The following is a 15,042-nucleotide window of genomic DNA, read 5'->3' on the forward strand; positions in this document are numbered from 1 at the left end:
ATGCGCTCCCACCCGGCCGCGACACTGCTGGAGCTCCTCGAAACGCAGACCCAGTCCCTGGGTGAACGGCCGCTGTACACGTTCCTGGAGGATGGCGGGGATGACGCGGTCCTGAGCTACGCCGGGTTGGATTTGCGAGCCCGGCGCATTGGCGCGGCACTCCAGGCCCTGGCGCAAGCGGGTGAGCGGGCGGTGCTCCTCTATCCACCGGGCCTGGAGTACGTCGCGGGTTTCTTCGGCTGCTTGTATGCCGGGTTGGTCGCCGTCCCAGCCTATCCGCCGGACCCGATGCGGCTGGAGAGGACGTTGCCTCGGCTGCGCGCCATCATCCGGGATGCGCGCGCGAGCGTCGTGCTCACCACCTCCTTCATCCAGGAGATGGGGGAGGGGCTCTTCGAAGGCGCCCCCGAACTCGCCGCGCTCCGCTGGGTGGCTACCGACGCGCTGCCTGAGGGGACCGAGGCGGGGTGGCGCCGTCCGGCTCCCTCGCGGGACACGTTGGCCTTCCTTCAATACACGTCCGGCTCCACGGGGGATCCGAAGGGCGTGCAGCTCAGCCATGGGAACCTGCTGCACAACCTGGGGCTGATCTCCCACGCGTTCCAGGTCCGCTCGGACAGCGTGGGCGTCATCTGGCTGCCGCCGTACCACGACATGGGCCTGATTGGCGGCATCCTCCAGCCGCTCTATGCGGGCTTCCCGGTGGCGCTGATGTCGCCGCTCGCGTTCCTTCGCCGCCCACGGTTCTGGTTGGAGTCACTGTCCCGCTTCGGTGGCACGATCAGCGGCGGCCCGTGTTTCGCCTTCGACCTGTGCGTGAGGAAGGTGCCTCCCGCGGAGCGTGAAGGGTTGGACCTGCGTCGCTGGGAGCTGGCCTTCTGTGGGGCCGAGCCCATCCGCCCGGAGGTCATGACCCGCTTCTCGGAAGCCTTCGCTCCCGTGGGCTTCCAGCGCGAGGCGCTCTATCCCTGCTATGGGCTCGCGGAAGGCACGCTGATCGCCTCGGGTGGACGCAAGGGCGAAGGTGTCCTCACGCGGACGTGGGACGCCCAGGCGTTGGAGCGGAACGAGGCGCTGGCGGTCGAGGACGGCCCCGGGGCGCGCCCGCTGGTGGGGTGCGGGCAGACGCTGCCTGAGCAGACGCTGCTCGTGGTGGACCCGGAGACGCGTCGCGCTTGCCCGCCCGAGCGGGTGGGGGAGATCTGGGTCTCCGGTCCCAGCGTGGCCCACGGCTACTGGGAGCGGCCCGAGGAGAGCGAGGCGGCGTTCGGAGCGCGATTGGCGGATTCGGACAGCGGCCCTCGGTTCCTGCGGACGGGAGACCTGGGCCTGCTGAAGGACGGCGAGCTGTTCGTCGTGGGCCGGCGCAAGGACCTCATCATCCTCCGCGGGCGCAACCTGCATCCGCAGGACCTGGAGCTGACGCTGGAGCGCAGCCATTCGGCGCTGCGGCCCGGTTGTGGCGCGGCGTTCTCCATCGACGTGGGCGGCGAGGAGCGACTCGCGGTGATGTACGAGGTGGACTCGCGCAAGCCGTGGACCGCCGAGGACGTGGTGGGCTCCGTCCGCCGGGGTCTGGCGGAGACGCACGAGGTCCAGCTCCACACGCTCGTCCTCATCGAGCCGGGCACGCTGCCGAAGACGTCCAGCGGGAAGATTCAGCGGCGTGCTTGCCGGGCCGAATGGCTCGCGGGGACGGCTCGGGCGCTGCTGACCTGGAGCGAGTCGGAAGCAGACGCGCCCCAGGCTGTGGCGCCCGCGCCTGACATCACCGCGTCCGAGCCGCTCACCGTGGAGGCACTGGAGGCGTGGTTGCTGGCGCGGATCGCCGCGCGGCTTCGCGTCCGTCCGGAGGAGTTGGCGACGGATGCGCCCATCACGTCCTTCGGTCTGGACTCACTGGGCGCCGTGGAGCTGGCGAACGACGTCGAGGCCCTGGGCGTGGTCCTTCGGATGGAGGTCCTGCTTCAAGGGCCGACGGTGGGGGAACTCGCGCGGACCCTCTTCGCGGCGCGTGGGAAGTCCGCTGGCGCCGAGCTGACGCGGGGGGAGGAGGGGACGCCCGCGCCGCTCTCCTCCGCGCAGCAGCGACTGTGGTTGTTCGAGCAGTTGGCGCAGGGAAGCGCTGCGTATCACCTGCCGGCGGCGGTACGGCTCACCGGTGTGCTGGATGAGATGGCGCTGGAGCAGGCCTTCACTGCAATCGTTCAGCGCCACGCGGCGCTCCGGGCGACGTTCCGCGACGAAGATGGCACGCCGTCGCAGGTGACCTCGTCGGTGCCGGTGTCATCACTTCGCCGGGTGGACCTCCGCGACGTCCCGGGGGATGCCCGCGAGGAGGCCGTGCTTCGTCTGGCCGAAGAGGAAGCGCGGGCGCCGTTCGACCTCGAGCGCGGTCCGCTGCTCCGGGCCACGCTGTTTCAATTGGACGCACACGATCACCTGCTGGTCGTGGTGATGCACCACATCGCCTCGGATGGTGCTTCGTTCGCCATCCTGGCCCGGGAGCTGAGCGCGCTGTACGCGGGTGATGCTGCGCTGCCGCCGTTGGCCTTCCAGTTCCCCGACTTCGCGCGCTGGCGCCGCGAGGTCGAGGCGGACGGTGCCCTGGCCATGTCGCTCGACTGGTGGAAGGCGCGGCTGGCGGGTGTGCCCGCTGCGCTGGAGCTGCCCGCGGACCGCTCTCGACCGCCCATGCCGTCCTATCGCGGTGGCCGCGTGGCAGTGCGGTTCCCGGAGGCGCTGACGGCTCGGTTGGAGGCGTTGGGCCGGAGCGAAGGCGCCACGTTGTTCATGACGTTGCTGGCGGCTTTCGAGGTGCTGCTCGCGCGTCATTCGGGGCAGGCGGACTTCTGCGTCGGAACGGCCGTCAATGGGCGTGAGCGGGCGGGGCTCGAAGGGTTGATGGGATGCTTCCTCGACCTGGTCGTCCTGCGCGCGTCCGTGTCCGGCTCATCACGTTTCCGCGAACTGTTGGGACAGACGCGGGAAGGCGTGCTGGCGGCCTTTGCCCACCGGGGCGTTCCTTTCGAGCGGCTGGTCGACGCCGTCCAACCCACGAGGGACCCCTCTCGCGCCCCCTTGTTCCAGGTGCTGTTCGTGCTCCAGCCGGAGCCCGGCGCGGGACTGGCGCTGCCTGGCCTGGAGTCTCGCCGCGTTGAGGTGGACCCGGGGGCCACGCCCTACGATTTGACGCTGTCGCTGGCCCGAGGGGCGGAGGGACTGGGCGGATGGCTCGAGTACGCCACGGACCTGTTTGATGCGGACACCGCCGCGCGACTGGTGGCGCGGCTGGGCGTGCTTCTGGAGGCCATTGTCGCGGACCCTGACCAGCGCCTGGCCATGCTTCCGCTGTTGCATGAGGCAGAGCAGCGCCAGGTGCTGGTCGACTGGAATGACACGCGGGCGGAGTTCCCGGAGACGTGCATCCATGCGCTCGTGGAGTCGCAGGCACAGCGCACGCCGGACGCCATTGCCGTGGTGTGTGGCGACGGGGTCCTCACGTACCGTGAGCTGAACCAACGCGCCAACGCCGTGGCATGGCGGCTGCGCGAGCAGGGCGTTGGTCCTGAGTGCATCGTGGGCCTCTTCGCCGACCGCTCCGCGGATCTGGTCGTGGGCCTGCTGGGCATCTTCAAGGCGGGCGGTGCGTACCTGCCGCTGGACCCGTCGTACCCCGAGGCTCGGCTCGCGCAGATGCTGGAGGACTCTGGCGCCTCGGTGGTGCTCGCGCACCGGCATCTGGCGGGCGCGCTTCCGGTCGGCGATAGGACCGTGGTTCCGCTGGATGTGGCTGGCGAGGCGGACGCCGCGCCACCGGGAGCCGTGGGGCCCGACAACCTGGCCTATGTCCTCTACACCTCGGGCTCCACCGGCAAGCCCAAGGGCGTGCTGATTCCACACCGCAACGTCGTCAGCTTCTTCACGGGCATGGACGCGCGCGTGGGGACCGAGCCGGGGACGTGGCTCGCGGTGACGAGCGTCTCCTTCGACATCTCCGTGTTGGAGTTGCTCTGGACGCTGGCGCGTGGCTTCAAGGTCGTCGTGCAGGGCGAGCAGGGGGCCTTGGGGGCCGCACCGCGCCGGGTGACGCGGTCGCGCCAGAAGCCTCTGGGCTTCAGCCTCTTCTACTTCGCGGCGGACGAGGGGGCTCCAGGCGCGGAGCGTTACCGGCTGTTGCTCGAGGGCGCGCGGTTCGCGGACCGTCATGGCTTCCAGGCGGTGTGGACGCCGGAGCGCCACCTGCATGCATTTGGTGGGCTCTATCCCAATCCGTCCGTGACGAGCGCGGCCATCGCCGCCATCACCGAGCGCGTGGCCATCCGCGCTGGCAGCGTCGTGCTGCCTCTGCACCACCCCGTGCGCGTGGCCGAGGAGTGGTCGCTCGTCGACAACTTGTCGAAGGGCCGCGTCGGCATCTCCGTGGCGCCGGGCTGGCACGCGGATGACTTCGTCCTCGCGCCAGAACGGTATGCGGAGCGCCGGGAGCTGGCGCGGCGGGACCTGGACACGTTGCGGCGGCTCTGGCGCGGTGAGTCGCTGTCGTTCCCCAATGGCGCGGGGACGCCCATCGATGTCCGCATCCGTCCGAGCCCCGTGCAGCGCGAGCTCCCTGTGTGGCTGACCGCCGCTGGCAATCCGGACACGTTCCGCGAAGCGGGCCGGCTGGGCGCGGGCGTCCTGACGCACCTCTTGGGACAGCGGTGGGAGGAGCTGGAATCACGCATCGCGCTGTACCGCGAGGCCTGGCGCGAGGCGGGCCACAAGGGGGAGGGGCATGTGACGCTGATGCTCCACACGTTCGTGGGGCACGACGTGGAGCGCGTGCGAGAGACGGTCGAAGCGCCGCTGCGGCGCTACCTGAGCAACTCCGCGGACCTGATGCGCGGGTTGGGCCGGACGCTGGGCGTGGACCTGGATCCCGCATCGGTGCGTCCAGAGGACCTGGACGCGCTCGTGGGACGGGCCTTCGGGCGCTTCTTCGACGGGGCGGGACTCTTTGGGACGCCGCGCACCTGCCGGGAGCAGGTGGCGCGCATCGAGGCGCTGGGCGTGGATGAGGTCGCGTGCCTCATCGACTTCGGCGTGGACACGGATGCCGTGCTCGCCAGCCTTCCGGCGCTGGATGCCGTGCGGCAGCGCTGCGAGCGGGACTTCCGGCTTCAGTCGCAGGAGGAAATCACCGTGCCCGCGCAGCTTCGCCGGCACGGAGTCACGCATCTGCAATGCACGCCTTCCCTGGCCCAGGCGCTGCTCTTGGAGCCCGGTGCGGCCGGGGCGCTCGCGGGGTTGGAGCGCCTGCTCGTCGGCGGTGAGGCGCTGTCCGCGGAGTTGGCGGAACGCTTGCGGGGCACCGTGGGCGGAGCGCTGCTCAACATGTACGGCCCCACGGAGACCACCATCTGGTCCTCGTCGCACGCCGTGGATGGTTCGCCGGGACCGGTGCCCATGGGGACGCCCATCGCCAACACGTCGCTGTACGTGCTGGATGCGGAGCTGCGGCCCTTGCCCGTGGGTGTGCCCGGTGAGCTCTACATCGGTGGCATGGGGGTCGCTCGGGGCTATCACGCGCGGCCGGAGCTGACCGCCGAGCGATTCCTCCCGGACCCGGCGTCCTCCAACGCGGGTGCCCGGATGTATCGAACGGGCGACCGGGCTCGGTGGCGCGCGGATGGAACGGTGGAGTTCCTGGGTCGGGTGGACCACCAGCTCAAGGTCCGTGGCTTCCGGGTGGAGCCTGGCGAAATCGAGTCCGTGCTGGCGCGGCACTCCGACGTGGCGCAGGCCGTGGTCGTGGCGCGGGAGGAGTCTGCTGGAGGCGCGCGCCTCGTCGCGTACGTCGTCGCCCGGCCGGGTACGGCGCTTTCGGTGGAGGCGCTGCGGGCCTTCTCCCGGCGCTCCCTGCCGGAGCACATGGTGCCTTCGGCGTTCGTGCCACTCGATGCGCTCCCGCTGACGCCCAACGGGAAGGTGGACCGGAAGGCGTTGCCCGCGCCGGAGGGCGTCCGTGACATCGCTCGGGAGTACGTGGCGCCTCGGACGGACACTGAACGCCGTTTGGCCGAGCAGTGGGCCTCGCTGCTGGGCGTGGAGCGGGTAGGCGCGGAGGACGACTTCTTCGCGCTGGGCGGGCACTCGCTGCTGGCCACGCGCGCTGCTTCCCGGATTCGTGAGGCGTTCGGGGTGGACCTGCCCCTGCGTGAGCTGTTCGAGTCGTCGTCGCCCGCGGCCTTGGGCGCGCGCATCGATGCTCGCCTCCTGGGGGCGTCCGGGGTGCCTCCGTTGGTGGCCCGGACTCATGAAGGGGCGCTGCCGCTGTCCTTCGCGCAGCAACGGCTCTGGTTCCTGGAGCAGCTCGAGCCCGGCGGCGCCGCGTACAACGATGCGGTGGCTGTCCGTGTGGAGGGGGCGCTCGATGTGGCGTTGCTGGAGCGCTCACTGAGAGAGGTGGTCCGGCGGCACGAAGTCCTCCGCGCCACCTTCCACGATGACGGAGGTACGCCTTCCTGGCGCATCCATCCCGAGGCCCGGCTTGCGCTGGACCGGGTGGACCTGACCTCGCTGTCGGGGGCTGCTCAGGCGGAGGCCCTATCGTCGCGATTGGCGGAGGAGTCGCTGCGGGCGTTCGACCTCGGCGCGGGACCGCCGCTTCGAGCCACACTGCTCCAGGTGAGCGCGCGTGAGCACGTGCTCTTGTTGGTGCTGCACCACCTGGTGACGGATGGCGCGTCCATGGGCGTGCTCGTGCTCGAGGCGGCGGCGCTCTATCGGGCCTTCTCCCAGGGGCAGGTTTCGCCGTTGTTGCCGCTCCCGCTCCAGTACGTGGACTACGCGGCGTGGCAGCGTGACTGGCTTCGCGGCGAGGCGTTGGAGGCGCAACTCGCGTACTGGCGGACCCGGTTGGGAGGGGCACCTCGGGCGCTGGACCTGCCCACGGACCGGCCTCGACCGGCCGTGCGCAGCAGCCGTGGTGTGAGCCGAAGCGTGCTCCTGGGCTCGGAGTTGTCGCGTGCGCTGAAAACGTTGGCCCAGCGCGAGGGCGCCACGCCCTTCATGGTGCTGCTGGCGGGCTTCTCCGCGCTGCTGTCCCGTCATGGCGGGCAGGATGACCTGTGCGTGGGAACGCCGGTGGAGGGCCGTGACCGGACCGAGCTGGAAGGGCTCATCGGCTGCTTCGTCAACACATTGGTCCTGCGCATGTCGCTGGCGGGCGCGCCGTCCTTCCGGGAGTTGATTGGCCGTGCGCGGGAGATCGTGCTGGGGGCCTTCGCGCACCAGGACGCACCCTTCGAGGAGCTGGTGAAGGCGCTCCAGCCCGAGCGCGACCTGGGCCGCAGCCCGCTGTTCCAGGCCATGATCGTGATGCAGGAGGACCCGCTGCCGGAGTTGGTGATTCCGGGGCTGCGGCTGAACGTCCAGCCGCAGCCGAGTCTCACGGCGAAGTTCGACCTGCGACTCATCATCACGGACACGGCGGACGGCTTCTCCGCGAACCTGGAGCTGAGCACCGACCTGTTCGAGCCGGATACCGCAACGCGCCTGCTGGAGCACCTGCGCGTCCTGTTGGAGGCGGGCGTCCGTGAGCCGGAACAGCAGGTGCACGCGCTTCCCCTGATGACCTCGGCGGAGCGGCACCGGGTCCTGGTGGCGTGGAATGACACGGACCGCCCTCGGCCGGGAGTGAGCGCCCTGCATCGGCTCGTCGAAGCGCAGGTGGACCGCACACCGGATGTGGTGGCGCTGAGCTTCGAGAGCGACACCCTCACGTATCAGGAGCTGGACCAGCGCGCGAATCAGCTCGCGCGCTATCTGCGGGCCCGAGGCGTGGGGCCGGACACGCGGGTCGCGCTGTGCGTGGAGCGTTCGCTGGAGATGGTGGTGGGGCTCCTCGGCGTGCTCAAGGCGGGGGGCGCCTACGTGCCGCTCGACCCGGAGTATCCCCGCGAGCGGCTGGAGTACATGCTCGCGGATGCCGCGGCGCCGGTGCTGCTGACGCAGGCTCGGTTGTCGGAACGCCTGCCTCGGGGCGGCGCCACCGTGGTGTGTCTGGACTCGGAGTGGGACGCGGTGGCGCGCGAGCGCGAGGAGCGTCTCGACGTGACCGTGGAAGGGAGCGGGCTGGCGTACGTCGTCTACACCTCGGGCTCCACGGGCCGGCCTAAGGGGGCGATGAACACGCATGCCGCCATCTGCAACCGGCTCCTGTGGATGCAGGAGGCCTACGGGCTGGATGCGAGCGACCGCGTCCTCCAGAAGACGCCGTTCAGCTTCGACGTCTCCGTGTGGGAGTTCTTCTGGCCGCTGCTGGCGGGCGCGCGGTTGGTGATGGCGCGGCCTGGCGGGCACCGGGAGCCCGCGTACCTGACGGACACCATCGCTCGCGAGCGCATCACCACGTTGCACTTCGTGCCGTCCATGCTCCGGCCCTTCCTGGAGGAGCCGGAGCTGGCGGTGTCCTGCGCCAGCCTGAGAAGGGTGTTCTGCAGTGGCGAGGCGCTGCCTCCCGAGCTGAGTGATCGCTACTTCTCGTGCCTGCTCGCCGAGCTTCACAACCTCTACGGCCCGACGGAGGCCGCGGTGGACGTGACGGCGTGGGCCTGCTCACGTGAGGACCGTGGGCATGTCGTGCCCATCGGGCGCCCCATCGCCAACGCGCGGATGTACGTGCTGGACGCGCGGCTGCGTCCCGTGCCGGCGGGTGTGCCGGGTGAGCTGTACATCGGTGGTGCACCGCTGGCGCGCGGCTACTGGCAGCGGCCGGACCTGACCGCTGAGCGATTCCTCCCAGACGCCTTCGCGGCGCAGCCGGGGGCGCGGATGTACCGGACGGGCGATCAGGCTCGCTTCCTGGCGAATGGCGCCATCGAGTACCTGGGCCGCCTGGATGACCAGGTGAAGCTGCGGGGCTTCCGCATCGAACTGGGAGAGATTGAAGCCGTGCTGTCCCAGCACCCCGGAGTGCGTGCGGCGGCGGTGGCGATTCGAGAGGACGTCCCGGGAGACCGGCGCCTCGTGGCGTATGTGGTCGCGTCTTCGGGGGACGTGGCATCGGAGCTTCGGGCCTTCCTCGGTGAGCGACTGCCCGAGCACATGGTGCCGTCGGCCTTCGTCACGCTGGACGCGCTCCCGTTGTCGCCCAGTGGGAAGCTCGACCGTCGTGGCCTCCCCGCACCGGTGCGGGCAGTGCAGGGGCGTGGTGCGGCCCACGTCGAGCCGCGTAACGCGCTGGAACTCGAGCTCGCGCAAATCTGGGCGGGCGTTCTGGGCGTCGAGCGGGTAGGCGCCGAGGACCGCTTCTTCGACCTGGGCGGTGACTCCATCCTCGCGCTTCAGGTGATTGCGCGGGCGCGGCAGGTGGGCATCCACCTCACCGCGCGCCAGCTCTTCCAGCATCCGACGGTGGCAGGGCTGGCCCAGGTGGCGACGAGCCGTCGTCGCCTGGGAGACCAGGGCCCGGTTGTCGGGCCCGTGCCGTTGACGCCCATTCAGCGGTGGTTCGTCGAGCGCGAGCTTCCCGAGGCGCATCACTTCAACCAGGCGTTGATGCTGGAGCCCCGTGAGCACCTGGGGGCGGACGTGCTGGCCCGTGCACTGCGGGCCCTCGTGGACCATCACGATGCGCTGCGGCTGCGGCTGTCGCGGAGTGAGACGGGGTGGGCTCAGTCGTGTGCGGAGCCAGCGTGTGACGTGCCACTGCGTCTCGTGGACCTGTCCGGGTTGGATGCAACCGCCCGGGCCGTGGCGATGGAGCGCACCGCTACGGAGGAGCAGGCGGGTTTGGACCTGAACGCGGGGTGCCTCCTGCGCGCGGTGTTGTTCGACCTGGGGCCAAATCGGACGGGACGGCTGCTGCTGGTCATCCACCACCTCGCGGCGGACGGTGTCTCCTGGCGCGTGTTGTTGGAGGACCTGGAGACGGCGCTTCGGCAGCTTGCCCGCGGCGAGCCGGTGGTGCTTCCCGCGAAGACGACGTCGTTCCAGGCCTGGGCACGACGGTTGGAGGCGCATGCCGCCTCGGGAGCGCTCGCGGAGGAGGGGGCCTACTGGCGGGACGTGCTGAGCGCGGATGTGGCCGCGCTTCCTCGGGATGTGCCGGGTGGGGTGAACGCGCAGGGCTCGGAGCGCGTCGTCACGGTGGCGCTGGATGCCGAAGTGACGCACTCGCTGCTTCGTGCATCGGCGGCGATGTCACAGCCGGGCGTTGAAGACGTGCTCCTCACGGGGGTTGCGAGCGCGCTGGCCCGATGGAGCGGCGAGCGTCGACTGCGCATCGACCTGGAGGGCCACGGGCGCGACGAGCTGTTCGACGACGTCGACCTCTCACGCACGGTAGGGTGGTTCACCGCGTTGTTCCCTGTGCGTCTGGAGTTGCCGGAGGGGTTGGCGTCCGCTTCCGTGCTCGCGTCGGTTCGCGCGGCACGCGAGCACCGGAAGGGCAGAGGCCTGGGATATGGCCTGCTGTGCCACCTCCGTCATGAGGCCGGCGCCTCGTCTGAGGTCCTCTTCAATTATCTGGGGCAGCTCGACTCGGGGGCTCGGGACTCGGCGCTGTTCACGCTGGCGCCCGAATCCACGGGGGCCTCGCAGGGAACGCGTGGGCTCCGGAGCCATGTGTTGGAGGTGGTGGCTCGCGTCGTGGGCGGACGCCTGGAGTTGGCCTGGCATTACAGCGAGGCGCTGCATTCGCGCGCGCGCATCGAAGCCGTGGCGCGTCACTGTGTCGAAACGTTGGTGGAACTCGCGGGCGCGACGGAGGAGCGTCATGCGCTCTCACCCCTCCAGCATGGGTTGTTGTTCCAGGTGCTGCTGGAGCCCGGCACCGGCGCGTACTTCGAGCAGCGGAGCTGGACGCTCGCCGGTCCGCTGAACGCCGGAGCACTCCGGCGGGCATGGGCGGCGGTGTCCGAACGGCATTCCTCACTGCGCACCTCGTTCCTCTGGGAGGGGTTGGAGGACCCTGTCCAAGTGGTCCATGTACGTGCGACCCCCGCGTGGACTGAGCTCGACTGGCGCGGGCGCTCCTCGGAGGAGCAAACCCAATCACTGGCCGCGTTCCTGCGTGAGGACCGGGCGCAGGGCTTTGTCCTGTCGCGGGCGCCGCTGATGCGGCTTGCGCTGATTCGACTGGAGGACCATGCCTGGCGGTTCGTCTGGAGCTTCCATCACCTGCTGCTGGATGGGTGGAGCCTGGCGCGCGTCCTTGGCGAGGTGCTCGATGCTTACGCGGCGATTGTCGCGGGGGCAGATTGGCGCCCGCCCGCCGCAATGGATTACCGCGCCTACGTCGAATGGCTGGGGCGCCGCCGACCTGATCAGGACGAAGCCTTCTGGCGGGAGCAGCTCGAGGGCATCGAAGCGCCGACACCATTGCCTGCGGAAGGAGGCTCCATCGCGGCGCATGACACGGGTGAGCACGCGCTGGAGCTGGGCGAGGCCGATACCGCTGCGCTCCAGGCGTTCGCACGCCGCCATGGGCTCACGCCGAGCACCCTGGTCCACGGTGCGTGGGCGTTGCTGTTGTCCCACTATGGGGGCGGGCAGGATGTCATGTTCGGGACGACGCTCGCGGGCCGTCCGCCGGAGCTGTCAGGCATCGAGGAAGCCGTCGGGTTGTTCATCCACTCGCTCCCGGTTCGCGCCCGTATCCAGCATGGCGCAGGGTTGCTGCCCTGGCTGAGCGAGCTTCAGTCCCTGCTGGTGGAGCTGGGGCAACGGGAGCACGTCCCGCTCACCCGGCTTCAGGGGTGGAGCGACATTCCCCGCGGCACGCCGCTGTTCGAGAGTCTCCTCGTGTTCGAGAACTACCCGGTGGATGCGGCGCTCGCGCGCGGTGCGGCCGGGTTGGAGCTGCGGGACTTCTCGGCCTTCGAGCGCACGCACTATCCGCTGACCGCCGTGGTGGTTCCGGGCCGCTCCATGCGGCTGAAGCTGCTGTACCGGCAAGAGCGAATCTCAAAGGCCGCCGCCGAGCAGTTGCTGACGCACTGGCGCGGTCTGCTTCAGGCGATGTGGCGTCGTCCTGAGCAGCGACTGGGCGACGTGTCCCTGTTGTCGGAGGCCGAGCGGCGCCGCGTGCTGGTGGAGTGGAACGCCACCGCGACCCCGTACCCCCGCGAAGCCACGGTGCATTCGCTGTTCGAGTCGCAGGCCGAGCGGACGCCAGAGGCCGTGGCGGTGCGGTATGGCGGCACGGCGCTGACGTACGCGGAGCTGAACGCGCGGGCGAACCAGGTGGCGCGCCGGCTGGGGGCCCTGGGCGTCCGACGAGGGACTCACGTGGGCCTCTGCGTGGAGCGCTCCGCCGAACTGGTCGTTGGGATGCTGGGCATCCTCAAGGCGGGGGCGGCCTACGTGCCCCTGGATCCGGCGTACCCGCGCGAGCGGCTCGCATGGATGGTCGCGGATGCGGGGGCACCCGTGCTGCTGACGCAGGAGCGGCTGCGGGGGGCGGTGCCTTCGGAGAGCGTGAGTGTCCTCACGGTGGAGGAGGTCTCGGCAATAGGGGACGCCGCTGGAACGGCGGCGCTTGGAACCGGAGTTGGCGCAGCGGATGCCGCCTACGTCATCTACACCTCCGGCTCCACGGGGACTCCCAAGGGCGTCTGCGTTTCCCATCAGGCCGTGGTCCGGCTGGTGGTGGAGACGGACTTCATCCGCGTGGTGCCTGAGGATCGCGTGGCGCAGGCATCCAACGCCTCATTCGACGCGGCCACGTTCGAAATCTGGGGTGCGCTCCTCAACGGCGCCCGGGTGGTTGGCGTGGAGCGGGAGACAGCGCTCTCTCCGAGTGCCTTCGCGTCCTGGCTGAGGGAGGAGGGCATTCGCGTCCTCTTCCTCACGACGGCCTGGTTCAACCAGGTGGCCGCGGAAGTGCCGGACGCCTTCAGCGGCTTGCGACAGCTGCACTTCGGAGGTGAGGCCGTGGACCCGAGGCCGGTCCGCCGGGTCCTTCGCGAAGGTGCTCCCGAGCGGCTGCTGCACGTCTATGGCCCCACGGAGAACACCACCTTCTCCACGTGGCACCTCGTCACGGATGTGCCCGAGGGCGCCGTATCGATTCCCATCGGGAAGCCGCTGGCGAACACGGTTCAGTACGTGCTCGACGAGGACATGGCGCCGGTGCCGCCAGGAGGCGTGGGGGAGCTGTGGCTTGGTGGCGACGGACTCGCCTGGGGCTATCTGGGACAACCCGCGCTGACGGCGGAGCGCTTCGTTCCGAACCCGTTCAGCGAGCGCCCCGGGACGCGGCTCTACCGGACAGGTGACCGGGTCCGTCTATTGGCGGATGGGGCGGTGACCTTCGAGGGCCGCGTGGACGCGCAGGTGAAGGTGCGAGGCTTCCGCGTGGAGCCGGGCGAGGTCGAGGCCATGCTGCTTCGTCACCCGGACGTCCGGCAAGCCGTGGTGTTGGCGCGAGAGGATGAAGCAGGGGGCTCGCGGCGCCTGGTGGCCTACGTCGTACCGACCGCGGAGGCCGCCGCGACTCCCGCGCCTTCGCTCCTGCGGACCTTCCTCGCCGCGCACTTGCCGGCGTACATGGTGCCTGCCGCCTTCATGGTGCTGGGGCGCCTGCCCCTGACGCCCAACGGCAAGGTGGACCGGCGTGCGCTACCCGCGCCCACCGTCGAATCGGAGGTCATCGCACCGAGAGGCCCCGAGGAGGAGTTGCTCGCGCGACTCTTTGGCGAGCTGCTCGGCGTCTCTCGGGTTGGAGCGTCCGACAGCTTCTTCGATTTGGGTGGACATTCCCTGCTGGCCACTCGGGTCGTCACGCGGATTCACGCCACCTTTGGCGTCGCCTTGTCGCTGCGGGAGCTCTTCGACGACCCGACCGTGGCGAGGCTGGCCGAGCGCATCCGCGAGGCCCGACAGTCCGCTGGCTCGGCGCGCCCGCCGCCCATCGTCCCCGTGTCCAGGGACAACCCCTTGCCACTGTCCGCGATGCAGGAGCGCTTGTGGTTGCTGGAGCAGCTCCAGCCGGGCACGGCCCTCTACAACGTCCCCTGGGCCGCATGGCTCTCCGGGCCGCTGGACGTGCCTGCCTTGGAGCGGGCACTGGCGGGGCTGTTCCTGCGTCACGAAGCCCTGAGGACCACCTTCTCCAGCAACGCGGGAGAGCCGGTCCAAGTCATCCATCCGAGCGGCAACGTGGCGCTTCTCGTGGTCGACCTTGGGGGGCTTCCGGAGGAGGCGCGTGAAGCACAGGCCGTGCTCGCCGCGTCGGAAGAGGCTCGCCGCCCGTTCGACCTGGTGAATGGACCGCTGTGCCGGGCATTGCTGATTCGCACGGCTGATGATTCGCACCTGCTGGTCCTCACGCTGCACCACATTGTCTCGGACGGGTGGTCACTGGGCGTTGCCGTGCGGGAGCTGTCGGCGCTCTACGCCGCGGAGCTGGAGGGCCGGCCTTCCTCGCTGCCAGTGCCCACCATCCAGCCAGCGGACCATGCGGTGTGGCAGCGTCAGTGGCTGCAGGGAGAGGCGCTCGCGGCGCAGGTCGGATACTGGAGAAGGCAGCTCGCCGGAGCGCCGCCCGTCCTGGAGCTTCCCAAGGACTTCCCCCGGCCGAGCTTGCAGCGCTTCCGGGGCGACACGCTGGCGGTGCGTTTCCCCGCCGAGCTGTCGGAGGCGTTCCGTGCGCTCTGCATTCGCGAAGGCGTCACGCCCTTCATGGGCCTGCTGGCGGCCTTCCAGCTCCTGCTGTCGCGGGTGTCGGGCCAGGAGGACGTGTGTGTGGGAGCGCCCATCGCGGGCCGGCAGCAGCCTGGGCTGGAGAACCTGATTGGCTTCTTCGTCAACACGCTGGTGCATCGCGCGCGTCTGCCGCGCTCGAGCTCCTTCCGTGAGCTCCTGCGGCAGGTGCGGGAGACGACGTTGGACGCGTACGCCCACCAGGACGTTCCGTTCGAGAAGCTGGTCGAGGCGCTGCAACCACCTCGGAGCTTGAGCCACGCGCCCCTGGTGCAGGTGGTGCTCGCGCTCCACGAAGCCACGCGCCAGGACGTCGCGCCGGAAGGGCTGGCTCTGCGCCCAGTGGAGCTG

At 70.1% G+C, this 15,042-nt stretch carries 1 protein-coding gene (only partly in view); it reads left to right on the plus strand.

Annotated elements, in window-relative coordinates:
- On the plus strand, positions 1-15,042 hold the 5' portion of the coding sequence (locus BLU09_RS22320; protein ID WP_244171943.1) for a non-ribosomal peptide synthase/polyketide synthase. The gene runs 2,112 nt beyond the window's last position; 15,042 of the gene's 17,154 nt are visible here — the first part of the coding sequence; it begins with the start codon at positions 1-3; the stop codon falls past the right edge of the window.

The sequence above is a fragment of the Myxococcus virescens genome (genome assembly GCF_900101905.1).
Taxonomy (GTDB): domain Bacteria; phylum Myxococcota; class Myxococcia; order Myxococcales; family Myxococcaceae; genus Myxococcus; species Myxococcus virescens.